The organism is Streptomyces sp. NPDC058371 (assembly GCF_042723265.1).
Lineage (GTDB): Bacteria > Actinomycetota > Actinomycetes > Streptomycetales > Streptomycetaceae > Streptomyces.
Map to the genome: position 1 here is coordinate 1358313 of NZ_JBHXJC010000001.1, position 24179 is coordinate 1382491.

General features: G+C 70.8%; 23 protein-coding genes, 1 pseudogene and 2 riboswitches. Of the genes and pseudogenes, 9 read left to right on the forward strand and 15 right to left on the reverse strand.

All coding sequences use genetic code 11. The features are described 5' to 3' along the window. Positions 1 to 41 precede the first annotated feature (41 nt). Entirely contained in the window at positions 42 to 4106 is a 4065-nt protein-coding gene (locus tag ACFWM2_RS05925; RefSeq protein ID WP_383273411.1) for a discoidin domain-containing protein, read from the reverse strand. 300 nt (positions 4107 to 4406) lie between these two features. Then, positions 4407 to 4937 carry a CGNR zinc finger domain-containing protein gene (locus ACFWM2_RS05930; RefSeq protein WP_383273413.1) on the reverse strand — a complete coding sequence of 177 codons (531 nt, stop codon included), beginning with the start codon at positions 4935 to 4937 and terminating at the stop codon, positions 4407 to 4409. A 56-nt stretch (positions 4938 to 4993) separates the two neighbouring features. Between ACFWM2_RS05930 and ACFWM2_RS05935 the strand changes: the two genes are divergently transcribed. After that, positions 4994 to 5461 (forward strand): GNAT family N-acetyltransferase, encoded by a 468-nt coding sequence (locus tag ACFWM2_RS05935; RefSeq protein WP_383273415.1) that lies wholly within the window; start codon positions 4994 to 4996, stop codon positions 5459 to 5461. Between the two features lie 86 nt (positions 5462 to 5547). Here the strand turns inward: ACFWM2_RS05935 and ACFWM2_RS05940 are convergent, their stop codons facing one another. The 3 genes from ACFWM2_RS05940 to ACFWM2_RS05950 form a co-directional block, all read right to left on the reverse strand. Next, positions 5548 to 7203 carry an allantoin permease gene (locus ACFWM2_RS05940; protein ID WP_383273417.1) on the reverse strand — a complete coding sequence of 552 codons (1656 nt, stop codon included), beginning with the start codon at positions 7201 to 7203 and terminating at the stop codon, positions 5548 to 5550. 179 nt (positions 7204 to 7382) lie between these two features. Continuing rightward, positions 7383 to 7583 (reverse strand): hypothetical protein, encoded by a 201-nt coding sequence (locus ACFWM2_RS05945; RefSeq protein ID WP_383273419.1) that lies wholly within the window; start codon positions 7581 to 7583, stop codon positions 7383 to 7385. Next, on the reverse strand, positions 7576 to 7731 hold the full coding sequence (locus ACFWM2_RS05950) for a hypothetical protein (protein ID WP_383273421.1): 156 nt from the start codon (positions 7729 to 7731) through the stop codon (positions 7576 to 7578). Before ACFWM2_RS05950 ends, ACFWM2_RS05945 begins: the two co-directional genes overlap by 8 nt. A gap of 368 nt (positions 7732 to 8099) precedes the next feature. Continuing rightward, a riboswitch (cobalamin riboswitch) is annotated at positions 8100 to 8176 on the forward strand. Positions 8177 to 8237: 61 nt separating this feature from the next. On the opposite strand from ACFWM2_RS05950, the gene ACFWM2_RS05955 reads away from it, so the two are divergent. Then, the gene (locus ACFWM2_RS05955) at positions 8238 to 8459 is read left to right on the forward strand and encodes a CbtB-domain containing protein (protein ID WP_383273423.1); all 222 of its coding nucleotides are present in this window, start codon (positions 8238 to 8240) and stop codon (positions 8457 to 8459) included. 22 nt (positions 8460 to 8481) lie between these two features. Further along, on the forward strand, positions 8482 to 9240 hold the full coding sequence (locus ACFWM2_RS05960) for a CbtA family protein (protein ID WP_383273425.1): 759 nt from the start codon (positions 8482 to 8484) through the stop codon (positions 9238 to 9240). A gap of 182 nt (positions 9241 to 9422) precedes the next feature. On the opposite strand, the gene metE is transcribed toward ACFWM2_RS05960, so the two are convergent. Then, positions 9423 to 11741, reverse strand: a complete 2319-nt coding sequence (gene metE, locus ACFWM2_RS05965) for a 5-methyltetrahydropteroyltriglutamate--homocysteine S-methyltransferase (protein ID WP_383273427.1) — start codon at positions 11739 to 11741, stop codon at positions 9423 to 9425. A 165-nt stretch (positions 11742 to 11906) separates the two neighbouring features. Further along, positions 11907 to 12130, reverse strand: a riboswitch (cobalamin riboswitch). Positions 12131 to 12914: 784 nt separating this feature from the next. Between metE and ACFWM2_RS05970 the strand changes: the two genes are divergently transcribed. Both ACFWM2_RS05970 and ACFWM2_RS05975 read left to right on the forward strand, forming a co-directional pair. Continuing rightward, positions 12915 to 13619 (forward strand): DUF2470 domain-containing protein, encoded by a 705-nt coding sequence (locus tag ACFWM2_RS05970; protein ID WP_383273429.1) that lies wholly within the window; start codon positions 12915 to 12917, stop codon positions 13617 to 13619. Between the two features lie 20 nt (positions 13620 to 13639). Further along, positions 13640 to 14287, forward strand: a complete 648-nt coding sequence (locus tag ACFWM2_RS05975; protein WP_383273431.1) for an isochorismatase family protein — start codon at positions 13640 to 13642, stop codon at positions 14285 to 14287. Between the two features lie 95 nt (positions 14288 to 14382). Here ACFWM2_RS05975 and ACFWM2_RS05980 read toward each other — a convergent pair. The 3 genes and pseudogenes from ACFWM2_RS05980 to ACFWM2_RS05990 all read right to left on the reverse strand — a co-directional run. Further along, a pseudogene (locus tag ACFWM2_RS05980) lies at positions 14383 to 15261 on the reverse strand (haloalkane dehalogenase); the annotation flags it as partial. Between the two features lie 25 nt (positions 15262 to 15286). Then, positions 15287 to 15691, reverse strand: coding sequence for a pyridoxamine 5'-phosphate oxidase family protein (locus ACFWM2_RS05985; RefSeq protein WP_383273433.1), 405 nt, complete (start codon positions 15689 to 15691; stop codon positions 15287 to 15289). Beyond that, positions 15688 to 16380, reverse strand: a complete 693-nt coding sequence (locus tag ACFWM2_RS05990) for an NAD(P)-dependent oxidoreductase (RefSeq protein ID WP_383273435.1) — start codon at positions 16378 to 16380, stop codon at positions 15688 to 15690. The genes ACFWM2_RS05985 and ACFWM2_RS05990 overlap by 4 nt, the downstream gene beginning before the upstream one ends. 77 nt (positions 16381 to 16457) lie before the next feature. Here ACFWM2_RS05990 and ACFWM2_RS05995 point away from each other — a divergent pair, with 77 nt between their 5' ends. Together ACFWM2_RS05995 and ACFWM2_RS06000 are read left to right on the forward strand one after the other, a co-directional pair. After that, positions 16458 to 17096 (forward strand): TetR family transcriptional regulator, encoded by a 639-nt coding sequence (locus ACFWM2_RS05995; protein ID WP_383273437.1) that lies wholly within the window; start codon positions 16458 to 16460, stop codon positions 17094 to 17096. Positions 17097 to 17910: 814 nt separating this feature from the next. Further along, on the forward strand, positions 17911 to 18147 hold the full coding sequence (locus tag ACFWM2_RS06000; RefSeq protein WP_383274253.1) for a hypothetical protein: 237 nt from the start codon (positions 17911 to 17913) through the stop codon (positions 18145 to 18147). Positions 18148 to 18248: 101 nt separating this feature from the next. Here ACFWM2_RS06000 and ACFWM2_RS06005 read toward each other — a convergent pair whose 3' ends face one another. Both ACFWM2_RS06005 and ACFWM2_RS06010 read right to left on the reverse strand, forming a co-directional pair. Beyond that, positions 18249 to 19073 carry an alpha/beta hydrolase fold domain-containing protein gene (locus tag ACFWM2_RS06005; protein ID WP_383274207.1) on the reverse strand — a complete coding sequence of 275 codons (825 nt, stop codon included), beginning with the start codon at positions 19071 to 19073 and terminating at the stop codon, positions 18249 to 18251. Between the two features lie 58 nt (positions 19074 to 19131). Beyond that, the gene (locus ACFWM2_RS06010; RefSeq protein ID WP_383273439.1) at positions 19132 to 19689 is read right to left on the reverse strand and encodes a quercetin 2,3-dioxygenase; all 558 of its coding nucleotides are present in this window, start codon (positions 19687 to 19689) and stop codon (positions 19132 to 19134) included. A gap of 106 nt (positions 19690 to 19795) precedes the next feature. On the opposite strand from ACFWM2_RS06010, the gene ACFWM2_RS06015 reads away from it, so the two are divergent. Next, the gene (locus ACFWM2_RS06015; RefSeq protein ID WP_383273441.1) at positions 19796 to 20239 is read left to right on the forward strand and encodes a MarR family winged helix-turn-helix transcriptional regulator; all 444 of its coding nucleotides are present in this window, start codon (positions 19796 to 19798) and stop codon (positions 20237 to 20239) included. Positions 20240 to 20365: 126 nt separating this feature from the next. Here the strand turns inward: ACFWM2_RS06015 and ACFWM2_RS06020 are convergent, their stop codons facing one another. The 4 genes from ACFWM2_RS06020 to ACFWM2_RS06035 all read right to left on the reverse strand — a co-directional run bounded on the left by ACFWM2_RS06020 (position 20366) and on the right by ACFWM2_RS06035 (position 23575). Then, positions 20366 to 21130 (reverse strand): TIGR03943 family putative permease subunit, encoded by a 765-nt coding sequence (locus tag ACFWM2_RS06020; RefSeq protein ID WP_383273443.1) that lies wholly within the window; start codon positions 21128 to 21130, stop codon positions 20366 to 20368. Then, the gene (locus ACFWM2_RS06025; protein WP_383273445.1) at positions 21127 to 22164 is read right to left on the reverse strand and encodes a permease; all 1038 of its coding nucleotides are present in this window, start codon (positions 22162 to 22164) and stop codon (positions 21127 to 21129) included. Before ACFWM2_RS06025 ends, ACFWM2_RS06020 begins: the two co-directional genes overlap by 4 nt. Positions 22165 to 22319: 155 nt before the next feature. After that, positions 22320 to 22697, reverse strand: coding sequence for a hypothetical protein (locus ACFWM2_RS06030; RefSeq protein WP_383273447.1), 378 nt, complete (start codon positions 22695 to 22697; stop codon positions 22320 to 22322). A gap of 446 nt (positions 22698 to 23143) precedes the next feature. Further along, the gene (locus tag ACFWM2_RS06035) at positions 23144 to 23575 is read right to left on the reverse strand and encodes a hypothetical protein (protein ID WP_383273449.1); all 432 of its coding nucleotides are present in this window, start codon (positions 23573 to 23575) and stop codon (positions 23144 to 23146) included. Positions 23576 to 23934: 359 nt separating this feature from the next. On the opposite strand from ACFWM2_RS06035, the gene ACFWM2_RS06040 reads away from it, so the two are divergent. Next, a complete protein-coding gene (locus tag ACFWM2_RS06040) occupies positions 23935 to 24135 on the forward strand; it encodes an antitoxin (protein ID WP_383273451.1) in 201 nt (66 codons plus the stop codon). The last annotated feature ends 44 nt before the right edge of the window (positions 24136 to 24179 follow it).

Consider the following 24179-nt stretch of genomic DNA (forward strand, 5'->3'; position numbering starts at 1 on the left):
GCCGATGGGCGAGCCGCCGCTGGTCAGTCCTGCCGTCATCGCTACGAACGGGCCACCACCCGCGGCACGTTGTGGCCCTCGACCCGTAGCCCGGGCCTGCCCGAAGGGAGAGCCTCGGCCGGCCAGGAGAGGGTGACCTCGCGTGACTCGTCAGGGAGCAGCCACAGATAGTTGTCGCCGTACAGCGTCGGCAGCACCCGGTCGCCGCTCTTGCCGTCGCGCAGGGACAGCCGCACCATCGCCGCGACGGCGGAGCCGCGGTTGTGGATCCTCGCGGTAGCCGTGCGGCGCGTTCCCTGGCGCCGCACCGGGCCGATGTCGGCGGAGACCTTCACGGACCTGGCCGTGTTGAGAGCCTTCATGTCGGAGGCCTGCCGATAGCGCCAGTACGTGTTCTCCGACAGAAGTACGCCCCGGCTGTCCTTCAGGCTGAGGCGCAGCAGGTGGAAGTCCGGCAGCGAGTCCGTGAACGCGGCGGTGAACGCCTCCTCGGTGGTGGAGGAGGCGACGTCCACCGTGGTGCGCCGCGTGGAGCCGAGCTGCTTCCCGCCCAGGTCGTACGCGCGCGCGGTGACCGTCACGGCCTTGAGCGCTCGCGGGGTGTGGTTGACCGCGATGACCCGCCAGTTCTGCGCGTCGGCCTGGACGTGCACGGGTTCGCACGCCGCACGGGACCCGTAGTACATGCCGTTGACGTCGAAGTCGTAGTCGTAGGTCTGCCACACGGTGCTGTGCCACGCCGGGTGGGACATCCAGAGCATGAGGCCGCTGGCGTCCTTCCACAGGTGCTGGTTCCACGCCTCGAACATGGCGCGGGCGTTCTCATAGTTGACGAACTGCGCCTTGCGCGTGAAGTCGTCGAGGTCCTTGGCGGTGCCGAGCCGGGTCTCGATGGCGGCCCGGTAGTTCTGGGGAGCCTGGTTACCCCGCGTGCTCCAGTCGTGGTAGAGCCAGGCGCCGCCGATCGGCCACTCCGGCTCGTCGCCGACCAGGTTGCGCATGCTCTCCGCCGTGGACACCACGGGCATGCCGATCTCTGTGTGGAAGCCGAAGTTGCCGCTCCCGTAGGTGGAAGCGGAGAAGTATCGGTCGGGCTCCGTCCAGCCGTAGGGCCCGCCGCCGGTGACGATGCCGCCCGCAGAGTTGTTCTGGTAGAAGACGTCGGGTGCCTCGGCCCGGACCGCCTCGCCCATACCGGTGTTGATCGCCTCGGGCGGATTGCCCTCGTTGGCCCCGCACCAGATGACGACGCTGGGATGGATGCGATAGCGCCGTACGGTGTCCCGGGCCAGGTCGTTGTACGCCTTGTGGTCCGGCGGGTCCATCGCCCAGGCGTTGGGGAAGTCGTTCCACACCAGCAGGCCGTGCTCGTCGCAACTGGCGAAGAACTCCTCCCGGTTGCTGGACGCCACCCAGTTACGGATCATGGTGAAGTTCATGTCGCGGTGCATCCGCACCGCCGCGTCCATCCGGGCGGCCGGCATCCGGCGCAGCAGCTCGTCCCAGCCCCAGTTGCCGCCGCGGCAGAAGACGCGGACGCCGTTGACGCTGATCTTCAGCGGTTCCGGAGTGTTGTCCACCGACTTCACATCGGTCCAGGTGTCGCCGTCGTCGGACACCTGGATGACGTACGTCTTCGGGTACGCCTGCTCCCAGACGACCGCGACCCGGTCGAAGGAGACGGACGAGCCCAGGTCCACCCGGATCCACTGGTCGTCCTGATACTCCGAGGACCAACGGGAGTTGGGGTTGCCGTCGGTGGCATGGGAGGCGGGGTTCCCGGAATCCTGCGTGGAGGCGGTGGCCGTCTTGTGCAGGGCCAGGTCGGTACCGGGGGAGGAGCTGTCGACCACCGAAAGGGTCCACAGTGAGGTGCCCCAACTGGTGGCCCGGGCACCGCAGTTGAGCCGTACGTACCGGGCGGTGCGGGCAGTGAAGTCCACCGTCTGCAGGCTCGCGGCACCGCTGTTGAACGGCAGCGGAACCGCGCCGTTGTCCACCGTCCCGGTGTCGGTCCAGGCCGAGCCGTCACTGGAGACCTGCACGACGAACGTCTTGGCGTACGCCTGCTCCCAGGTCAGGTCGACCCGGTCGAAGGAGACGACGGACCCGAGGTCCACCTGGATCCACTGGTCGTCCTCGAAGGCGGAGGACCAACGGGACCCGGCGTCGCCGTCGGTGGCCTTGGCCGCGCTGTTCGAGGAGTCCTCGGTGGAGGCGGTGGCCGTCTTGTGCAGGGCCAGGTCCGTACCCGCCGAGGTGCTGTCGACCACCGCGAGGCTCCACAACGAGAACCCCCAATCCGTGGCCCTGGTCCGGCACTTGACGCGCACATACCGCGCCTTCTGTGCACCGAGGGGCACCGGCTGCGTGTACCGGTCACTGCTCCCGCCGAACGGCAGCGGCACCGCGTACTCGTAGCCGAACTGCCTGATCCCGAAGCGCGTGGTGCGGCGATCGCTCTCCTGGCCCTCGACCGAGGCGGTCAGCGTGAGGTCGTGCAGGTCAGGCCTGCCGTAGCCGTTGGGCCACCACAACTTGGGGTCGCGCAGCCGCAACGAGGCATATGTGGACGGCGCGAAGGTGACGTCGACGTTCTCGCCGCCGGCGATCGTGACCGTCCGGGAGACCCGTACGCCGTCGAAGGCCGCCGAGACGGTGACGCGTCTGCTCGCCGAGTCGGCGTTGCGCACCGGCACCACGATCGTCACCTCGGCGCTGGAGGTGTCCGGCAGATCGGGGAGCTTCGTGTCCACCCGGGGGTCGCCGATCACCGCGTGGCCGGTCGAGCGCAGCCGCACGTGGTTCCAGATGCCGGAGACGCGGTCGCGCACCGCCGGCATCCAGTCCCAGCCGGAAGCGGCCAGATACGTCGGCGAGTTCTGGTTCATCATGGTGGCGCCGGCGTCCACGAAGGCGAGCCCGGCCGGGCCCTTGTCGCCCGGGCTGCCGGGGAAGGGCATGGGGGTGATCCTGACGGCCAGGGCCTGCTCGCCGCTGCTGGTGAGCACCTTCGTCACGTCGTGGGAGGAACGAGCGAAGGGGTACGTCAGACCGCCCACCTTCTGCCCGTTGAGCCAGATCTCCGCGGTGTGGTTGACGCCGTCGAACTCCAGCCAGACGTGCCGGCCCGCACCCGTCCGCAGACCGCGCGGCAGCGCGAAACCGCGCCGGTACCACCACGAGTGCCGGGACAGAGCCTCCGGAATGTGCAGGTTGTTGAGCCCGGCGACGGGGTCCGGCAGATGGCCCTGGTCCACCAGGGAGGCCAGTACCGTCCCCGGGACGGTCGCCGGCAGCCAGCGGCTCGTGTCCACGTCCGGCCGGGACAGCTGCGCGCCTTCCCCGCCGGCCCAGTCGTCCATGGTCAGCGTCCAGCCGGACTCCAGCGGGACCGTGCCGTCGGCGGCCGTCCTGAGCGCGGGCGCCCGGTGGTCGTGGGTGCCCCAGTCGGTCCAGCCGGTGGCCGACGGGCGATGTCCCGGTGCGGAGCCGTAGACCTCGAAGCCGTTGAGGCCCAGCGGGTTGGCGTTGGAGCGCTTGGTCACCGTCATCCGCACCCAGCGCGCCGTGACCGGTTCGTCCAGAGTGATCTCCACGACGCCGCCCTTGCCGGACGTGGTCCGGTGGACGGTGATCCACGCGTGGTGATCCCGGGAGGTCTCGACGACGAAGTCCACCGCGCAACTGGACAGGATCTCCTGCCCTGTTGTGCGGTCCCGGGGATTGCCGCCGGTGGACGGCACGAAGACCGGGTCGTCCAACTTCGCCTCGAAGGTGAGCCGTACGGAGTCGACCGTACAGTCGGCTTGAAGATCCACCGCGATCCACTGCGGATCACCGTCGGCGGCACGCCAGCCGGTGCCCTTCACGCCCACGGAGCTGACCTTGTCCACGACGAACTCGCCCGGCGTGGGCGCGTAGTCGGTGGACGACACGGATATCGGGCGGTAGGCGGCGAGTTCACCCCGTGCGCCGGTGGACCCCGACTCTGTGGCCGCGTAGCTGCTCAGGGGGAGCGTGACGCCGAGTCCGAAACCTGCCAGCAGAGTTGAACCGCCGGTCAGGACCAGGCGACGGGAAGGGCGGGGCGGCTGAGTCGACATGTGCGGTGGGTCCAATCCAGACCAGAGGGGATGAAGTGACCTCTGAGATTGATGGGATGACAACGTTGCCAAAGGCTGCTGTCTCCTCTGGCCCCTGTCAAGGTTTCCGGCACGGTTCGCCTGAGCCGACCACGTGTTGACGGCTGGGAGCAGGTGCGTCGGACCCGGCGCCCCCGTCCTGACCTGTAACCCCGGCGGGTGCCTGGACCCCGCCGCCCGCTCCCTTCCCGGGCGAACCGGGCCGGTCGGCAGGGGCGGCTCAGGAGGGCCGGCTCAGCCGACCGGCCCGGGAAGCGTGGTTCAGGAGGCGGTTGCCGTGCTGCGCGCGCGATGGCGGCGGACCGCGTCACGGTTCGCGCAGAGTTGGGAGCAGTAGCGCTGTCGCCCCGTGCGGGAGGTGTCGGCGAAGATCGTGGTGCACTCGGTCACGGCGCAACGCCGGAGGCGGTGCATTCCGCGGCCCGCGAGGTGCAGCGCCGTGCCTACGGAGATCAGCGAGAACAGCACGGCGGCGAGCGGTTTCCGGTCGTCGCGGTAGTGGAGGTGCCAGCCGCTGCCGGAGTGGTTGGTCATCCGCGGGAAGGCGGCGGCCTCCGCCAGCATCCGGTTGAGCAACTCGGCGCGCTCGTGTTCGTCGGCGGCGTCGACGACCTTTTCCCATGCCTCCAGCGCGTCCAGGGTGCGAGCGAGGTCCCCCGAGGTGACCGGCCGCTCCAGCACGAGTCCGGCGGCACGGCAGCGGTCCGCGAGTTCCTCGGCGTCGACAGGGGGCCGGTTGGCCAGGTCCGCGGCCAGGTTCACGGCATCCGCGCCGTAAGGGTTGAGGTGCACAAGGTCATTACATCAGCCTGGTCGGCATGCAACAACGCATTGGAAACCCATCCCCCGTGCGGCAGGCGGTGGAGTACGACCTCGTGGAGCTCGTACGGCTGCGGGCGCTGCTGTTCGACGACCTCGGCGGTGACTTCTTCAACCCCGCGTCGACGGAGGACGACTGGCTGGACACCCTGGCCGTGGTGCTCAGGAAACAGCTGACCGAGGACGGCGTGCGCATCCTCGTCGTGGACGGCGACCACGACGACTGCCTCGCCGCCTGTGGCATCGGCACGATCGAGCAACGGCTGCCCGGCCCCCACCTGCGCAACGGCCGGATCGGGCACGTGATCGGCGTGGTCACCGACCCCGCGTACCGGCGGCGCGGTCACAGCCGCTCGATCATGCGGGGCCTGCTCGACTGGTTCGGGGACAGCGACGTCGCCCGAGTGGACCTGTATGCCTCCGCGGAAGGCGAGGGCCTGTATCGCGAACTCGGTTTCACCGACCACCCCGACCCCTCGCTGTACTGGCGTCCCTGATCGGTCGAGGCGCCGACGCGCCCGTAGCAGGTGGATCGTGGAAGGGACGGCCGGGCGGTGGTGTTCCCCCCGCCCGGCGGCCGGCCTCAGACCGTCGACGGCTGCGCGGGCAGCATGTGGTCGCCGATCTTGTCGGTGCTCAGGCACAGGGAGCAGATGACCGAGCCGTGGGTCTGGCAGGCGGCCAGGTCGGGGCGCTCGTACGGCTGGTGGCAGACGTGGCAGTCGTACGTCGTCGCGCTCGGGTTGCCCTCCGCGTCGAGCAGCGGCTCATCGATGCCGTCGTCGGTGCGGCGCAGGTAGTACTTGCCCTTGGTGACGATCGCCATCACCGGGGTGAGGACGAAGGCGATGGCAGCCGCGGCGACGGGGGAGTACGGCTGCAGGGTGTCGCCCAGGGCGTGGAAGTACATGGCGATGGACAGGCCGGAGGCGGCGACGAAGGCGACGACGCCGACCGGGTTGACCGCGTGGAGCATCCCGCGACGGAACTCGGGGACCAGCGGGGAGAGCTTCAGCAGGTACTTGTTGACGCCGATGTCGGTGGCGACGGTGACGACCCAGGCGATGGCGCAGTTCGAGTAGAAGCCCAGGATGCTGTTGAGGAAGCTGAACATGTCGGCTTCCATCAGGACCAGCGCGAAGCCCAGGTTGACCAGGACGAACACCATGCGGCCGGGGTAGGTCCTGGTGACGCGTGTGAAGGAGTTGGTCCACGCGAGCGAGCCGGAGTACGCGTTCGTCACGTTGATCTTGATCTGGCTGATCACGACGAGTGCCACGGCCAGGGGGATGACCATCCAGGACGGCATCATCGTGTCGAAGGCCCCACGGAACTGCTGGATGGGCTCGGTGGCCGAGTCCGGTCCGACCTTGGCCAGGATGTACACGGCGAGGAAGACGCCGATCGCCTGCTTGAGCGCGCCGAGTACGACCCAGCCGGGGCCGGCCATGACCACCGCGGTCCACCAACTGCGCTTGTTCGCCTCGGTCTTGGGCGGCATGAAGCGCAAGTAGTCGATCTGTTCCCCGATCTGCGCGATGAGGGAGAGACAGACGCCGGCACCGAGGAGGACGGAGGCGGTGTTGACGCCGCCGTCGCCGTCCGTGCCGGCGTAGGCGAGGAAGCGGTCGACGGTGCCGGGGTCGTCGGAGATGAGGTAGACCAGCGGGGCGACCATCAGAAGCAGCCAGACCGGGGTCGTCCACACCTGGAGTTTGCTCAGCGCCTTCATCCCGTAGATGACCAGCGGGATCACCATCAGTGTGGAGACGGCGTAGCCCAGCCACAGGGGGAGTCCGAGGCCGAGCTTGAGGCCCTGGGCCATGATCGAGCCCTCGAGGGCGAAGAAGATGAACGTGAAGCTGGCGAAGATGACGCTGGTGAGGACCGAGCCGTAGTAGCCGAAGCCCGAGCCGCGGGTGATCAGGTCCAGGTCGATGTTGTAGCGGGCGCCGTAGAACGCCAGCGGGAAGCCGGTGACGAAAATGACGACCGCGGCCACGGCGATCGCCACGAGCGCGTTGCCGGTGCCGTGGGCCAGACCGATGCCGGCGCCGATGGAGAAGTCGGCCATGTAGGCGATGCCGCCGAGCGCGGTGGTCGCCACGATCATCGGGGTCCAGCGGCGGTAACTGCGCGGCGCGAAGCGGAGGGTGTAGTCCTCCAGCGTCTCCTTGGTCGCCTGGCTGGTCGGGGAGTTGGGCTCTACGGCCGTCTGCGGTGACTGTGTGGCGCTCATGGTCAGCCCTTCGGGGGTGCGGGATGCGAGGCGCTGAGTGCGATGCGGTGAGCGGTGGGCATCCCCCGGTGGCGTCGTCGGCAGCCGGGGAGTCGTGATCCGGGGAGTCGCGGGGCGGGGATTCGTGATCCGGGGAGTCGTGGGGCGGGCGTCGTGGGGCGGGGCGGAGTCCCGGGGTTTCAGCGGCGGTTGGGGTGCGGGGCCTTCTGCGTCAGGGCATGCCGGGCGCGTCCCGGCGCTACGGCCATCGAGTCGCCGAGGCGGGCGTGCGGGGCGGCCGGGCAGCCGTCGTCGAGGCCGCGGCCGCGGACCGGTTGCAGGATCTCGATGCGCTCGGTGACGGCCGTCTCGCCCCGGCCCTGGGCGAGGAAGTCATTCACGCGGTCCGAACTCGCCGTCGAGGTCGAGCACGGCGGCACGCGGCCCGACGGCACGCAGCACGGCGCACGGAGTCCCGCGCAGGGAGGGCGCAGGCGGCGACTCCGGTGCGGCGGCTCTGTCCGGCTGCGTATACAACTTCGAATCCATGGGCGGCCACGGTAGAAACCGCGTGTTTCCCGGATGTCTCTTGCGTGGTGAACGGCTCGTTTCCGGGATCTCACCCTGGTCCGGGGCTGTGGGGGGTGAACCGAAGCGACCCGGAAGAGGCGCGGCTGGAGGGCGGTTGGGGTCCGGCCACCTGGTCCCGGCCCGGTCGGCGCGGGCACGCCGCCGGAGAAGGAGCGCATGGCGGCCTTCGCCGACAAGCGGTCGCCCGAGTTCCGCCGCCGGTAACCGGAGAGTGGCAGGTGATCCGGGCCACCCGGCGTGCGAGAGCGGGATCACGCCAGGTGACGCGGTATTGGCCATGCACCCGGCACACGGTACGGTCACTCTGATATCGACGACGGAGCCACGGAAGCCGGTGAGAATCCGGCACGGTCGCGCCACTGTGGACGGTGCCCCCCGGAAGGGGGCGCACCGCGAGTCAGACCCGGGGCCGTCGTCCTGTGCACCACCGAGATGGGACGCGAACTCCCAGAGGAGGCCCTGCCATGGCGCAGCATGTCGCCCAGCCGACAGCGAACACGCCGGTCATTCCCGCCAAGCTGCCGATCAGCGCGATCGCCCCCTGGGCGGTCTTCTTCGGCATCCTGATGCTGGTCCTGCTCTACTTCGTCGGCGCCGAGCAGGGCGCCACCTCGGTCGTCTCCGGCGAGAACGTCCACGAGTGGGTCCACGACGCCCGCCACCTCCTCGGCTTCCCCTGCCACTGACCTGAGGGACGCCGCACACCCCATGAACTCCGCAACAGTGAGAAACCTGCTCGTTCGGGGCATGCTCGCCGGTCTCGGCGCCGGCGTGCTCGCCCTGATCGTCGCCTACTTCCTCGGCGAACCGAACGTCGACAGCGCGATCGGCTTCGAGGAGGCCCACGCCCCCGCCCACGAGCACGAGGTCGAACTCGTCTCGCGCAGCCTGCAGTCCACCGCCGGCCTCGCCACCGGTGTCCTGATCTACGGGGTGGCGTTCGGCGGCATCGCAGCCCTCGCCTTCTGCTTCGCGCTCGGCCGCGTGGGCCGCTTCGGTCCACGGGCCACGGCACTGCTCCTGTCGGGAACAGCGCTGCTCGCCGTGTACGTCGTGCCGTTCCTGAAGTACCCGGCCAATCCGCCCGCGGTCGGCGACCCCGACACCATCGGCAAGCGGACCACGCTCTACCTCCTGATGATGCTGTTGAGCGTGCTCCTCGCGATCGCCGCGGTGATCGCGGGCAAGCGGCTCGCGCCGAAGCTGGGCACCTGGTACGCCACCGTCGTCGCCGTCCTCGGCTTCGCCGTCGTGATCGGCCTCGCGTACGAGTTCCTGCCCGCCGTCAACGAGGTGCCGAGCGACTTCCCGGCCACCTTGCTGTGGCGGTTCCGGCTGTCCGCCCTCGCCATGCAGATCACCCTGTGGGGAGGCTTCGGCCTCGTCTTCGGCGATCTGGCCGAACGGCTGCTGCACCCGAAGCCGGCCACGGTGACCGCGGGCACGGCGGTGGCCGCCCCGCAGTGACACGACCGGCACGGCGAGAGGGCCCACGGAACCATCCGCGGGCCCTCTCGCCGTGCGCGGGTTCACCGCCCAGGGGCACGCGACAGTGCGCGACGCCTCCTGAAGCCCAAGGGCACGTGCGGCACGGCGATCCGGACGACCTCCGAGCCGAACGCGCCCTTCCCGGTCCAACGGTCGCCGTGTCAGGACGCGGAGAGTTCCTCGCGGACGGTGCGGGCCGCGGTGACCAGGTTCTCCAGTGACGCGCGGGTCTCGGGCCAGCCGCGGGTCTTCAGGCCGCAGTCGGGGTTGACCCACAGCCGCTCGGCGGGGATGGCCGCAAGGCCCTTGCGGAGCAGTTCGGCCGCCTCCTCGGAGCTCGGGACGCGCGGGGAGTGGATGTCGTACACGCCGGGTCCGGCCTCGCGCGGGTAGCTGTGGGCGGCCAGTTCGCGGGCGACCTGCATGTGGGAGCGGGCGGCCTCCAGGCTGATGACGTCGGCGTCGAGGTCGTCGATGGCCTGCACGATGTCACCGAACTCGGCGTAGCACATGTGGGTGTGGATCTGCGTGTCCGGGCGCACGCCGCTCGTGCTGAGCCGGAAGGCCTCCGTGGCCCACGCAAGGTAAGCCGGGTGGTCGGCCGCTCGCAGCGGGAGCGTCTCGCGCAGCGCGGGCTCGTCGACCTGGATCACGGAACTCCCGGCCGCCTCAAGGTCGTTCACCTCGTCGCGCAGCGCGAGGGCGACCTGGCGGGCGGTGTCGCCGAGGGGCTGGTCGTCGCGGACGAAGGACCAGGCGAGCATGGTGACGGGACCGGTGAGCATGCCCTTGACGGGGCGTGAGGTGAGGGACTGGGCGTACGTCGTCCAGCGCACCGTCATCGGCTCGGGGCGGGAGATGTCCCCGACCAGGACCGGCGGACGGACGTAACGGGTGCCGTAGGACTGCACCCACCCCTGCTGGGTGGCGAGGTAGCCGGTGAGCTGTTCGGCGAAGTACTGGACCATGTCGTTGCGTTCGGCCTCGCCGTGCACGAGGACGTCCAGGCCGGTCTTCTCCTGGAAGGAGATCACTTCCTGGATCTCCGCCTTGATCCGCTCCTCGTAGCCCGCCGTGTCGATCCGGTGTGCGCGGAGATCGGCGCGGGCGGTACGCAGTTCGCCGGTCTGGGGGAAGGAGCCGATGGTGGTGGTCGGCAGCAGGGGCAGGCCGAGGTGAGCGCGCTGGGCCGCGGTCCGCTCGGCGTACGGCTGGGAGCGGCGCCCCTCGGCCTCCGTGACGGCGGCCGCGCGGGCCCGCACGGCAGGGTCGCGGGTGATCGGCGAGCTCGCGCGGGAGGCCAAGGCCGCGCGGTTGGCGGCGAGTTCGGTGGTGATCGGCTCGGTGCCCTCAGCGAGGCCCTTGGCGAGGGTGACGATCTCGGCCGTCTTCTGGCGGGCGAAGGCGAGCCAGCTCAGCACCTGCGGGTCGATGTCCCGCTCCAGGGCGGAGTCGAGCGGCACGTGGAGGAGGGAGCAGGAGGCCGCCACGTCGACCCGTTCCGCCAGTCCGAGCAGGGTGGCGAGGGTGGCCAGCGACCTCTCCAGGTCGTTCACCCAGATGTTGCGGCCGTTGACCACTCCCGCGACGAGGCGCTTGCCGGGGAGGCCGCCCACCGCGGCCAGGGCGTCCAGGTTGCCGGCGGCGGCCTCGGTGAAGTCGAGGGCGAGACCGTCGACCGGAGCCTTGGCCAGCACCGGGAGCGCGTCACCGAGCCGGTCGAAGTACGAGGCGACCAGCAGCTTCGGCCGGTCGGTGAGGGCACCGAGGTCGCGGTAGGCACGCGCGGCGGCGTTCAGCTCGCCCGGGGTGCGGTCCTGGACGAGGGCGGGCTCGTCCAGCTGTACCCACCGCGCGCCCGCGGCGCTCAGGTCGGCGAGGACCTCGGCGTACACCGGCAGCAGTCGGTCGAGAAGGGCGAGCGGGTCGAAGTCCGCGGGCACGCCCGGGGCGGGCTTGGCGAGCAGGAGATAGGTGACCGGGCCGACCAGGACGGGCCGGGCGGTCAGGCCAAGGGCGAGGGCCTCGCTCAGCTCCGCGACCTGCTTGGTCGAGTCGGTCGTGAACACCGTGTCCGGACCCAACTCGGGCACGAGGTAGTGGTAGTTCGTGTCGAACCACTTCGTCATCTCCAGCGGCGCCACGTCCTGGGTGCCGCGGGCCATGGCGAAGTAGCCGTCCAGGGCGTCCGCCTCGACGGCGGCGCGGTGGCGCGCGGGGACGGCTCCCACCATGACGGTGGTGTCGAGGACGTGGTCGTAGTACGAGAAGTCGCCGGTGGGCACCTCGTGGATGCCGGCCTCGTCCAGCTGCTGCCAGTTCGTGCTGCGCAGTTCGGCGGCGGTCGCGCGGAGGGTGTCGGCGCTGACGCGGCCCTTCCAGTAGCCCTCGATCGCCTTCTTCAGTTCCCGGTTCGGGCCCTGGCGGGGGTAGCCGTACACGGTGGCCTGTGCTGCCGCGGCTGCGGTCCTGGTGGTCACGGAGATCTCCTTCGCGAGATGGATCCCTGAGATCCCGGCGACAGGACGCGAGCGCGAAGGGGTGACGAACCCGACGGAGACAACCCCGCGCGGCAAGGCGCGGTCGTCCGTCTGAGATGTACGCCGACCCGCCCACGAGGTCACCGGGATGTCCGCGTACGCATCGTTCGTACGTGGGCAGTTGGCAGGTCTTCGGACTCGTGGGCGCGTCTCGTCGTACAGGACACCTACTGGCCGTCGCTTCCCAGACCCTGTTCGTCGGAGTCCAGTGCGTATGACGGCGGTCGTTCCCACTCACCGCTGCGGGGCAGTCCCGGATTCCCACCAGGTTCCCTCTTGCGACGCGTCCCGCCTGGCGGACGGGGCGAACCAGCTGCACCAGCCAGCCTAGAGGGTGGGGCAATCCGGCGCCTCACGGAGTCCAGGATCCGGATGGTGAGCTGGACCACGGAAGGCGCAGCCGCCACCGGGCGGGAAGCGCCGCACGCGCGCCCTCACCGTCACCCCGATCGGCAAGGGGTGCCGCCTCTGCGAACGCCTCGACCGCCCCGGCGCGCGGTGCCACCCCTCGGCCGCCCGCTGCGGATCGCCCCCAACAGCGGCGCGTTCGTGCCGTATCCGGTAGAGGTCCCGGCAACTGCGTGACGCGGTCCGGAACGGACCGCCGCCCCTGGGTGCCGGGGCGCCCGCTCCGGAGCGACTGCTCGCCTTCCTCGACGGGCTCGGCGCGATCGCCGAAGGCAACGCCGCCCTGCTGTCCGCGCACGGGCAGGCCTGCGCCGAAGGCAAGTACGCCGATCCCAGTTACCAGTTCTGGCACCGCCACCTCAGCGGCCTGTTCGCCGACGGTCGCCCCGATCTCGACGCCGACTTCCTGGCTCACGCCGTACTCGCCGTTTTCGAGGGCGACCTGATCCGCCACATGACACCGCCCGGCGACCCGCGGCGCTTCACCCGTTCCCTCCAGCGGATGGCCATGGTGCTGCTCGGCCGCGACTGACCGTCGGGGCGTTCGCGCGCCGCGCGCCGGTCTCTCCTCGTGATGTGGCTGCCCGGTTCGCGAAGGTCGCGGGCCTGGATGTGATCGGCGCACCCGCGTCCGGGCTGGTCATCGAGAGGAGGAGTAAGTTAGGTTAGGCAAACCTAAGTGTCCGTCTGTCATGGAGGGCCCGGATGCGACGTAACCCCACACGTCCCAGCGCGCCGACAGCAGTTGAGCGCGTCCGCTCGATCCTTGCCGCCGCTCATTCGCTGACAGTGGTGAGCGATGGCCGGCACACTGAAGTCCGCCGTCTCGAAGACACCGGGACCATGGGGCACTTCCACCTGCACGCTCCGTTCGAAGGCGCCGGCGCGCCGTCGGGCGAGCGGATCCCCGTCCGCTTGGAACTCACCGACATTGCCCCCACGCCCGTACGCGACCGGCTGCGCGCCCGGGTCACCCTGACCGGCCTGCTGGCGGCGCCGTACGACCCCGAGGCCGAGGAGAGCACGTGCGTGGAGTTCGGGCAGGGGGTGCTGGAGGACGCCGAGGGGCGCGCGTACGTGACCCTCCACGAACTGGAGGCGACCGAACTCGACCCGCTGGCCACGGTCGAGGCCGGCATGCTGAGCCATCTCATCGACGAACACGGCGAACTCGTACCGCTGCTTCTGCGTCTCGCCCGTCCGGTCCCGGACATCGGCGTGCAGCGTGTGCTTCCGGTGGGCATCGACCGCTACGGCCTGACCCTGCGTCTCGAATACCGGCACACCCACCGCGACGCCCGGCTGCCGTTCAAGACGCCCGTGGACCACATCGATCACGTCGGTCCCCAGATCCACGCCCTCCTGGCCGCGGCACGCCGCCTCTCCCACACGGGTCACCTGCTGACCTGAGCCGAGAAAGGCCGAAGTCCATGACGCAGTCCCGTATCGCCCCGTACCCCATGCCCACCGCGGCGTCGCTGCCCGCCGACGGTCCCTCGTGGAGCATCGACCCGCGTCGGTCGGCGATCCTGGTGCAGCACGTGCAGAAATACCTCCTGCGCTCCCTGCGTGAGAATGCGCCCATCGGTGAACTCCTCTCCAACGCAGGCCGGTTGACGCGATCCGCCCGGTGCGCGGGTGTGCCCGTCGTGTACGCGGTGGGGGCTCCGGGGCAGCGGGCCGGCGGAGCGGGTCACGTCGTTCTGGAGCCGCCCGCCGAGACCGAGGCCCGTGCCGTCGCGGACGTCGTTGAGCCGCAGGCCGGTGACAGCGTGCTCACCGCCAAGCGGTACAGCACGTTCGTCGGCACCCGGCTGCGGGCGCGTCTGAAGGAGCTGGGGCGGGACCAACTCGTGGTCGTCGGCGTGGGCGCGCGGACGGAGGTGCTGCTCACCGCGGCGGACGCCTGGATGCAGGACCTGGAGCCCTTCGTCGTCGGCGACGCCGTGGTCGACAGGACGGCCGCCGATCACGCGATGGCCTTGCAGTGGCTGGCCGCCACCTGCGCGGCGGTCGCGGTCACCGACTCCGTGGTGGAGGCGTTCCGCGGGCAGCGCGTCGATGCCGAGGCGGTCTGAGCGGAGACCGCGGGCTGCCGGCGAACGGCGTGCGCGAGTGTCGGCGGCCGGTTGTCGGCCCCCGGGGGTGATCGGCACAGCCGTGATCGAGGGACCTACTGGTGCGCCAGCCCGTGGCGGTCGGCCCAGGCGTTGATCGCTGCGGCCAGCTCCTCGGGTCGGTCCTCCGGCGAGTGGTGGCCGGCCAGACCATGGCGGGAGACCTCCAAACCCGCAATGTGCTCCTCGCACCAGGCCGCGGCCCCTCGGTCGGTCATCGCTCCCGGGCCGGGCTCGAACGCGGCGAGCAGTTTGGGGACTTCGGGGCTGGCGGCCAGCCAGGCGTCGTAGCGTTCGACGCGGGCCACGACGTCGGCGGGCTCGCCGTCCAGCGGCATCATGCGCGTCCACGCCAGCACCGGACGGCGGCTCCGTGGAGTCGGGAAGGGGCGGCGGTACACCTCCAGGTCGGCAGGGTCGAGCGCAGTGGCGAGTGTGCCCGGGAGCCCCTCTATGAACAGCGACTTCTCAAGGATCATCTCCTCGCCCACCCCGGGAGTGCGGAGCAGGGTGAACAACTCCCTTCCGGCTGCCGGGAATTCGTCGCCGACCAGCGGCTTGATGATCGTCTCGGTGAAGGCGAGGCCGCGGACGCGGCCCGGGAGGCGGGCGGAGCGGTCGAAGGCCAGCGCGCCGCCCCAGTCGTGGCCGACGAGGACGGCGTCGACAAGCCCGAGGGCGTCGAACCAGGCGTCGAGGTAGCGGGCGTGGTCGTCGAAGGAGTAGGCGAGGTCGGGCTTGCCGGAGTCGCCCATGCCGATGAGATCGGGGGCCAGCAGGCGGCGGCCGGGCGCGACCACCCCCGGCAGAACGTTCCGCCACAGATGGGAGGAGGTGGGGTTGCCATGGAGGAAGACGAACGGCACCCCATCGGGATCGCCGGACTCGCGGTAGTGGATGGTGGAGTCGAGGACGGAGACGGTCGGCACGGTGGTCTCACTTCGCTTTCGGTACGGGGATTCAGAGGTTGAGGCTCAGGACGCGGTCGACGGTGATCTCGACGACGACCAGGTCCCGTGGGGCAGGCGGGGCCGCGCGGTAGCGGACGGAGTAGCGGCGGACCGCCTCGGCCAGGCGTGCGGGATCATCGGTCACCGTGGCCCGGCCTTCGAGGGTGACCCAGCGGAAGCCGTCCGCCTGACAGAGCGCGACACGGGCTGTCGGGCCGCCCGTCGCCACGTTCCGGGCCTTGCGGGTCCCCGCCCGGGTGGTCACCCGGGCCAGGCCGGTGGCCGTGTCGTAGGTGAAGCGGACGGGGGTGACGTGCGGAGTGCCGTCGGGGCGGAGGGTGGTGAGGGTGGCCGGGTGGGGCCGGGTGAGGAACGCCCGCGTGGTGGAAGGGAGTTCGACGGTCGCCCGTCTCACTTCTTCATCACGCCCTCGTTCCAGATCAGTTTGGCGATGTTCGGCTTCTCGGCCGTGGTGATGACGCCCATGGCCGTGCGGACGTACCGCTGCTCTTCCAGTTCGTGCAGCATGCTCGCGGCGAGGTCGGCACGGGCGGTGAAGACGCCGTCGGCGCTGGTTTCGGCGGTGTGGTAGTCCGTGACGACGGAGTGCTCGAAGAGGCCCGAGGGCCGTACGAGGGTCCAGTCGAGGTCCGTGTGACGGATCACGGCCTCCATACGGCGCATGTCCTCATGGAGGGTGCGGCCCAGGCGTCGGTTCACCAGCGGGTCGAGGACCCAGTTGAAGAAGTGGGCGCCGGTGGGGCGCCAGTTCGGGTCGGCGATGCTGGAGCTGACGGCGAGCAGTCGCTTGATGCCGTGGTTGGCCATGGCCTCGGTGATGACCGTGGCGCTCGCCGAGTACGTGGTGACGGCCTCCTTGCTGAAGCGCGCGCCCAGCGCGGAGAGGACGGCGTCCGTCCCGCCGATCGCGGCGTCGACCGCGGCCGGATCGGTGGCGTCGGCGACGGCCACGGCGAGGCCGGGCCGCGCGGAGAGGGAGCCGGGGCGGCGGGTCACGGCGACGACCTCGTGGCCGGCTGCGAGGGCCTGGTCGGTGAGGTGGCGGCCGGTCGGTCCGTTGGCGCCGAAGACTGCGATACGCATGATGTCGGGGCATCCCTTTGGTGTGGTTTCCGGAACGCCCTTGACTGTGCCGATCATCGAACCCAGGCTCAACGCTGATGAATAACGCCGCTCCTGCCCCCGTCCGCACCCGGGGCCGCCCCCGCGGCAACCCGCCGACCCGCGAGTCGATCGTCTCGGTGGCCCGTGCGCTGTTCCTGGAGCGCGGCTACCGGCGCACCACCTTGCGCGCGGTGGCCGGGGCCGCCGGGGTCGACCCGGCACTGATCGCCTACCACTTCGGCTCGAAGAAGGGCCTGTTCGCGGATGTGATGCAGTTCCAGTGCGCCAATGCACTGACGGTGGAGGACGTCCTCGGCGGCGATCCGGCCACCCTCCCCGACCGCCTGATCGACGCGGTGACGAACCTGTGGGAGGACGCCGACTTCCGCCGGCTCACCGCCGGCGGCGACGAGGCCGCCGAAGTGATCCGCGAGTACCTGGAACGCGAGCTGCTGGACCGGCTTGTTGAATTTCTCGGCGGCCGGGACGCGACCGCCCGCGCCACGGCCGTGGTGACGGTTCTCGGCGGCCTCATCTACACCCGCTACCTCAACCCCCTCCCCACCCCCGCCGCCCTCACCCCGTCCGAGATCCGCCGCATCCTCACCCCGGCGCTGCGCGCGGCGCTGGCCCCGAGACCGCGCGCCACGGCAGCCACCAGGGCGGGCGTGATCGCTGACGGAAGGCACGCCTAAGGTGAGTTCGAGCGGGCGGTCGGCTGCCGGAGGTGTGTCTCGGCCTGCCCTCTGGCGGGGCGAGGAGGTCGTCGCGCGGCACCGACCGGCCCGCCCGGCATGGCAAGCTCCTGCCCGGCATCGCAAGGTCCTGCCCGACCGGCCGGTCGCTTCGGGCAGCGCCGGTCTGCAGGCTGTGTGGCCGAACTCAGCCCGTCTCGCCCTCGTCCGCCGTGGTGACCATCCCACCGGGCTGTTCCGGGAACACGAATCCCACGAAGTGCTGTCCGCGCTTTCCGAGGTGCCGGCCGAGGTGGCTACGGCCGGGTCGCGGATGCCTGTCATGCCGCCGCCGCGCGGAGAGTCACCGGTGTCGTCGACTTCCGGTACGGCGACGAGGTCGGGGACCGGGAGCGACGCGCGGCGGCGTTCCGGCCGGCCGTGCGGGTGGCGGCCGCCGTCCATCCGAGCAACCTGGACGCGGCCGTGTAGCGCGGGGCCTGCGCACGGGTGCCGCGGTCGGTGCCGGGGGCGCATGGTGCGGGCGGGCGCAAGGCGCGCGTGGGTCCGCTGACGCTCATCCCTTCCTGGGGCCTGCGGTACACGCGCATGTGCCGCGGGCGGCAACAGGCGTGAGGCTCAGTGGTCCGGTCCGGTCCGGTCCGGTCCGGTGCGTTCCGGTTCGGTCCGTTCCGGTCTGTTCCGGTCCGGTCGGGCCGGACGCGGGCTCGACGACACCCTTCCTCCGCCTGCAAGTTGATGGGCTGCGGTCAGCAACTCGTAGGCCTCGAAAATCCGCGAGCCTTTCACCCAGAGCCCAGGCAGGATGCCCTCTGTGAACCACGTCCTGTGCGGGCTCGCCGCCAACGCGGCCCTGCCGTCCGAGCTGGTCGACCGGCTGATCGCGGTCGCGGACGACGATGTCGCCGAGGGCGTCGCCGGTCGCGCGGACCTCAGCCATGCGCAGGCAGCGGCCGCCAACCCGTCGCTGCCGCTTGCCGTGATGACGATCTGGTGCCCTGACCCCGGGCCCGGTGACGGGAACCCGCAGGGAGCGAATCCGGTCAGGTAGTCCCCGCTACCCGAACCGGCCGGCGCGCGTCGCCGACGCGGCGGGTGTCGGCCGGGCAGCGCAGGCTGCTATGGATCGGCCCCGGGTTGCGCAGGTCGTCCTCAGGACACGAGGCCCTGGGCGAAGGCGAGGGAGTGGGTGAAGACTTCCTCCACGCGGGAATCGGGCAGGCCGTGCCAGCCGTGGTCGGCTCCCTTCACCGTGCACAGCTCCACCGGGGAGGGGGCCGTCTCCAGCGCCTCGGCGAGGGACTGGCTGTGCGAGCGGGCCACCATGGTGTCTTCGTCGCCGTGGACCAGGAGGAACGGCGGCGCGCCCGGGCGGACTTGGGCGAGGGGGCTGGCAGCGCGGGCGCGCTCCGGGACGGTGGCCGGGGCCGCACCGAGCAGGAGGGCCTCGGGACTGTCCGCGTCGTCGGGAGCGAAGGGACCGCGTGCGGTGGTGAGGTCGCTGGGCGCGTACCAGATGACCGCACCGGCCAGTGGCGGTTCGGCGTGGGTCAGGGCGAGGAGGGAGGCGAGATGGCCGCCGGCCGACTCTCCCCAGACCACCGTCCGTTGGGTGTCGATGCCGAGCTCTGCGGAGCGGCGGCCGAGCCAGTGCAGCGCAGCACGCAGATCGTCGAGCGGTGCCGGGAAGGTGGCCTCGCCGCTGAGCCGGTAGTCGACGCAGGCGACGGCGAAGCCTGCGGCCGCGATGCGCGCGAAGGGCGGAGGACTCCAGTCCCGCGTGCGCGGACCCATGTCGCCGCGCCGCCCCCGGCGCCAGGCGCCGCCGTGCACGAACAGCAACAGGGGGCGGAGTACGTCTCGGCCGGCATCGGGCAACCACAGGTCGAGTTCGAGTGGACGGCTGCCCTCGACGTCGGCGTAGGGGACTCCGCGTAGTTCGCGGACGCCGGACTCGTGCCGGGCGCCGGCCGGCAGGGGGCGCGGTCGGGGTGAGGTGCGGCGATCAACTCGCGAAGCGACGGCGCCCGGTCCGTCATCGGATGCGCCACTCGTGGTCGGGCAGGAAGCGCACGTCGTACTGCTCGGGGACACCGGCGAACTTCTGTGGCTCGGGGACGACAGGCCGCTGCGGCAGGCCGAGTTGCTCCGTGGGAGCGCCGAGGCTCTCGAAGAACCGCTCGAAGGTGCCGCTGGGGCCGGCGGCGACGCCGACCACCTGGCTGTGGTGGCGTTCCATGCGGTAGGCGTGCCGGCAGTTCTTGGGTACGAAGCCGAAATCGCCCGGCGTGAGCAGCCTTTCCTGCTGGTCCCCTTCGGTGTCCTCGACGAACAGGCGGACGGCGCCCTGGGTGACGTAGAAGACCTCGTGGGTGTCCGTGTGCAGGTGGGCCGGGATGAGGTCTCCCTTGGGGCCTTCGACGGTGAAGAAGTTGAAGGTGTTCTCGGTCTGCTCGCCGCCGGCGTAGATGGTGATCAGGTCGCCGAAGAGACGGGCGCGGTCACCTTCGCCCTTCTCGATGAAGTAGGGCTTGCCGGGGTCGGCGGGTATGCGTGAGGCCTGCCGGTAGCGGGTGGCGTACTCGATGGTCATGCGCGGTCCTCTGCTCGGCCTCCACCAGGAATGTCAGGTAGCCTGACATGAGACGCTGTCGGCAAGCAAGCGTCGGCCCGGCGCTCGGCCCTCTCGTGAGGAACAGATGCAGTCCAGCCGCCGTAATCTCCCTCAGTTGCTCGGTGACGCCCGGCGCTGGTTCGACGAGGGGTTGTCGGCGGCCATGGCGGCGGCCGGAGGCGCGCCGGTGTCCCCGACGCAGGTGCAGCTCTTCGCCGTGCTGGACCACGAGGGCACGACGGTCTCCGAGCTCGCCCGCCGCATGGGAGTCACCCGGCAGACCGCGCACCAGGCCGTGCACGGCCTGGTGTCCGCCGGTCTCCTCGAACAGGTCCCGGACCCCTCCTCCGCCCGCCAACGACTGATCCGCCGTACGCAGCAGGGGGAGCGCGCGCATCGCCGGGCGGGCGCCGTCCTGGAACGACTGGAAGCGCGGCTCGCCGAACGCATCGGCCAGGAGGCGGTCGACGACTTGCGGGCGACGCTGGAGGCGCCATGGGGCCGGCCGCCCGCACCGGACGCGGAGTGAGGCCCACGCCATGGCCGGCCCCGGCGGAGTCATCACTTCGGGGAAGCCGGCGTCCCGCGACACCTGCGCAGCGGGCCGAGAGCCGGTCCGCACCCTCCACCGGAGTGGAGCGGGTGAGCCGAACCGTCAGCGGGAGGGGATGAGCGGCAGGGCGTCCTTGTACGCGTTCCACGGTTTGGGGACCTTCTCGACCGTACGAACGTCGAGTGCGACCGGGGCGGACCTCGTGCCCAGGGTTCCGCCGGGATGCCAGGTTCCCGTGACGGACACCCAGGTGTCGGCGGCCGGCGCCGGGGTGCCGTGGACGCGCACCTGTACGGACTGGGCGTCCGCCGCGCAGCAGGTGAAGATGATCCGCGTCAGGTACCAGCCGTCACCCCGCTTGTCGGGCGTGACAAAGCCCGTCATCTGGATACTGCGCCCCTTGATGACCTGCCTGCGGTCCTGCTGTACGCGGGTGGTGAAGTCGGTGAGGGTCATCGGGAGCGGCGAGGCCGCGGGCAGCGGGTCGAAGTGCCGCTGCTGCGCCACGGCCTTCGGCGGCTGTCGGGAGGCGGTGTAGGCGCCGAGGGCCGGAGGGGCCCAGAAGAGGAGACTCAGCGCGGGGAGGAACAACAGCCAGGCGACCCGGGGTACGGCGGAGTGGTCGTGACCGTCATGGCTGTCGTCGTCGGGTGATGCCTGGTGTTCCGCGTGCTCGTCGGTCCCGTCCGAGCCGTGATGCGACCACGCCTCCGCCACGGCGAGTACGAGCAGCAGCGCCCCCGAGACGATCAGCAGGGGCCGCATCCCCGGCTTCACGTAGCGCAGGCACAGGTCGGTGAAGAGCGAGGAGTGCAGCAGGCCGAGGCCGCTGAGCGCGAGAAGGATGACCTGGAGTGGGCGCTTCACAGCAGGACGCCTCCGATCAGCACGCTGCACAGGACCGCGACGAGGGTGGTGGCCGAAGAGAAGCGAACGGCGAAGGCCCGCCCGAAGGTGCCCGCCTGAAGGGCGATCAGCTTCAGGTCGACCATCGGCCCGACCACCATGAAGGTCAGCCGGGCGAGGGGCGAGAAACCGGTGAGGGAGGCCGCGACGAACGCGTCCGCCTCGGAGCACACCGCGAGCAGGATGGCGAGCCCGGCCAGGAACAGCACCGAGAGCCACGGCGAGCCGGAGAACGTGTCGAGTACGGAGCGCGGGACCGTCACGTTGAAGGTGGCCGCGGCCATCGCCCCCAGGACGAGGAAACCGCCGGCGTGCAGAAAGTCGTGCTGGAAGCCGCGCCGGAACTCCGTCAGGCGGCTGTGCCCGGGCCGGTGTCCGGTGTGCCGCACGGCAGGCCGCAGCCATTCGTCGCGGCCCAGGAAGAGCCAGAGCCAGCCCATCACCGCGGCGGTGGCGAGCGAGGCCAGCAGCCGGGCCAGCACCATGGCGGGACTGCCGGGGAAGGCGATGGCCGTGGCGGTCAGCACGACCGGGTTGACCGCGGGCGCCGACAGCAGGAAGGCGAAGGCGGCGGCCGGGGGGACACCTCGGCCGATCAGGCTGTTGGCGACGGGCACCGAGGCACATTCGCAGCCGGGCAGGACGACTCCGGCGATTCCGGCGACCGGCACGGCGAGCGCGGGACGCCGGGGCAGGATCCGGCTGAACACCTGTGCCGGCACGAACGCGTTGATCGCGCCGGACAGGGCCGTTCCGAGGAGCAGGAAGGGGAGTGCCTGGATGGTGACGGCGAGGCAGACGGTCCGCCAGGCCAGTACGGCGGGTTCGTCCGACCAGGGGCCGAGGACGAAAAGCGCCGTACCGACGGCGGCGGCCGCTCCCAGCGGCAGCAGCGGCCAGGGCCTCGCCCGGCCGGGTGACGGGGGATCCTCGGCTGTCGCGGGGATCGCGACGGCCGTGTCCACCCTCTCGGCCAGTTCATCTGTCTTCTGCATGCGGCTCCGCTCGTCCGATCTTCCGGACGAAAGATAGCGGGCGCTGGGGCCTCATCTTCCGGAGGGCATGCCTGAAGGGCGGGAAGTCCGGTGGCTCTTCCCGCCCTTCGCGTCCTTTCCGTCCTTCAGAGGCCGAGTTCCGGAGGAACGGCCCCTCAGCACTGCCGGATCAGCGACTTCCAGGTGCCCGGGCCGCCGGTGTCCAGGTACCAGTCGTTCACATAGCCGCTGGCGCTGCCGGTGGAGACCTGCATCCAGTAGCGGTAGTTGTGGCCGTCCGCGTCCGGATCACCGGTGGTCCAGCAGTCGACCTCCAGCCACTGTCCGTTGCCGAAGCGGGCCACGGCTCCGGCGCTGTACCGCGGTGCGGTGCGCATCACCAAGGACGAGCCCGCGTTGATGCCGACGACTTGGGCGCAGCGGGCCGGATCACCTGCTCCGGAGCCGGGACACGGGCGCGGTGCGGCCTGGGCGGCGGTGCCCGCCAGGGTCAGCCCGCTCAGGGCCAGCGATGCGGCACCGATGACGGACATACGTACCAGATTCTTCAAGTGGTCCCCCAGGTAAAAGACTTCACGTGCCGACGAGAGCGCAGGTGCGCCCCGCACCCCGAGCCGAAGGCTGGCGCCAGTGTGCGCGGACGGCGGCCGAGACGGAAACATTTCAACGCTGTCCAAAGTGTGGGGACCGCGGCCGAACATCCGTCGATGTACAGAAGGCCTTTGATCCGGTTGGCCCAGTAAGTCGCCGGGAGGCGCTGCGGCGCGCTGATCGTGCCGTTGCCGCTGACTGACAGGGTCCGGCCGCTCGGTCACCCGACGGGCTTCGCGTGCCTGCGTCGAGAGACCGGCAGCCGCCGACGGGACGGGCAGGCCGGCGGTGACGGGCAGACGGGGTGGGTGTGGCTGGTTCTGCGTTCGCTGGTCGGCGAACAGCCCGGCAGCCCGGCCGTCAGACCGTGGGTTTCAGGGCCCGTGGGTCAGAGGTCGCGCGGCCCGTCCGCCGGCTCCGACGTCACGGTGCTGATACGGCGGTAGGCGGCGCGGGCCTGGATGCACCGAGCCATCGCCGTCCCGATGAGGGCCGCGGTACACAGACAGGCGAGCCAGAAGGTGTCGCGGTGGCCGGCCCAGGTGAGGGTGCCCGCGGGCGGGACGGCGAAGGCGTTGAGGATCAGCCAGCACAGCACGGCCGTTCCGGGGGCCGCCGTGAAGCGTGCGCACAGTCCCGACAGGGCGGCCAGCAGAGACAGGGCCGTCAGTGCGAGGCCGGGCCGGCCGGGCCCCGCGAGGGCGTTGAGGAGTGCCACGAGCGACAGGGCGCCGCCGAAGGCAGCGCCCCACACCAGCGGCGTAGCGACGGGCCGGGGAACAGGCCTGGCCCCGGCACTGACAGTCACCCACTCGATCACGCTGACGGTTTCCTTTCGGTCCTGCTCGGCGCCCGGCGAAGAGGAGCGTGAGACGTCGCCGCGCTCGTCGCGCGATGTCTCACGCTCGGGATCGTGATCGCCTTGCTCGGTCCGCGCAGCAGCGCCGTGGGCCGATCTCGGGCGCTCGTCAGAGTGCCACCAACAGGTGTTCGAGGAACATATCCAAATCAGACAGGGAGCGACCCTGGCCGTACTGTGCCGGACCAGGTAGAGGGAGGGCTCGCAGCCCACCCCGCACACCCCATCAAGCAAGATCGCAACCCGAGGGCGCTCCAGGTGCGGATGGAGGGTGTTGCGGTGAGAGTGGGAAGAGACGTCTTCCGTAGACAGGAGTCCTCATGTCCATGCTCGACAAGCTCAAGGGAATGCTCAAGGGGCACCCCGACCAGGCCCGCCAAGGCGTGGAAAAGGCGGGAGACGCCTTCGACGCGAGGACGGGGAACAAGTACCAAAGCCAGGTCGACACGGCGCAGGACAAGCTCAACCAGCAGATCGGCGAGCCGCCAGCTCGTGGCGACCAGAACCCGCCGCAGAGCTGAACGAGCGGCCCAGCGCCCCTGTGTGGACGGTCGGCGGGCTCGGC

What these genes read in the sequence shown, in the direction of transcription:
- ACFWM2_RS05940 (WP_383273417.1), bottom strand. Translation starts at nt 7,203, where the DNA reads ATGAGCGCCACACAGTCACCGCAGACGGCCGTAGAGCCCAACTCCCCG.
- ACFWM2_RS05925 (WP_383273411.1), bottom strand. Translation starts at nt 4,106, where the DNA reads ATGTCGACTCAGCCGCCCCGCCCTTCCCGTCGCCTGGTCCTGACCGGC.
- ACFWM2_RS06010 (WP_383273439.1), bottom strand. Translation starts at nt 19,689, where the DNA reads ATGACCATCGAGTACGCCACCCGCTACCGGCAGGCCTCACGCATACCC.
- ACFWM2_RS05955 (WP_383273423.1), top strand. Translation starts at nt 8,238, where the DNA reads ATGGCGCAGCATGTCGCCCAGCCGACAGCGAACACGCCGGTCATTCCC.
- ACFWM2_RS06025 (WP_383273445.1), bottom strand. Translation starts at nt 22,164, where the DNA reads ATGCAGAAGACAGATGAACTGGCCGAGAGGGTGGACACGGCCGTCGCG.
- ACFWM2_RS06030 (WP_383273447.1), bottom strand. Translation starts at nt 22,697, where the DNA reads ATGTCCGTCATCGGTGCCGCATCGCTGGCCCTGAGCGGGCTGACCCTG.
- ACFWM2_RS05975 (WP_383273431.1), top strand. Translation starts at nt 13,640, where the DNA reads ATGACGCAGTCCCGTATCGCCCCGTACCCCATGCCCACCGCGGCGTCG.
- ACFWM2_RS05970 (WP_383273429.1), top strand. Translation starts at nt 12,915, where the DNA reads ATGCGACGTAACCCCACACGTCCCAGCGCGCCGACAGCAGTTGAGCGC.
- ACFWM2_RS06015 (WP_383273441.1), top strand. Translation starts at nt 19,796, where the DNA reads ATGCAGTCCAGCCGCCGTAATCTCCCTCAGTTGCTCGGTGACGCCCGG.
- ACFWM2_RS06040 (WP_383273451.1), top strand. Translation starts at nt 23,935, where the DNA reads ATGTCCATGCTCGACAAGCTCAAGGGAATGCTCAAGGGGCACCCCGAC.
- ACFWM2_RS05960 (WP_383273425.1), top strand. Translation starts at nt 8,482, where the DNA reads ATGAACTCCGCAACAGTGAGAAACCTGCTCGTTCGGGGCATGCTCGCC.
- ACFWM2_RS05990 (WP_383273435.1), bottom strand. Translation starts at nt 16,380, where the DNA reads ATGCGTATCGCAGTCTTCGGCGCCAACGGACCGACCGGCCGCCACCTC.
- ACFWM2_RS05950 (WP_383273421.1), bottom strand. Translation starts at nt 7,731, where the DNA reads ATGGATTCGAAGTTGTATACGCAGCCGGACAGAGCCGCCGCACCGGAG.
- ACFWM2_RS05995 (WP_383273437.1), top strand. Translation starts at nt 16,458, where the DNA reads ATGAATAACGCCGCTCCTGCCCCCGTCCGCACCCGGGGCCGCCCCCGC.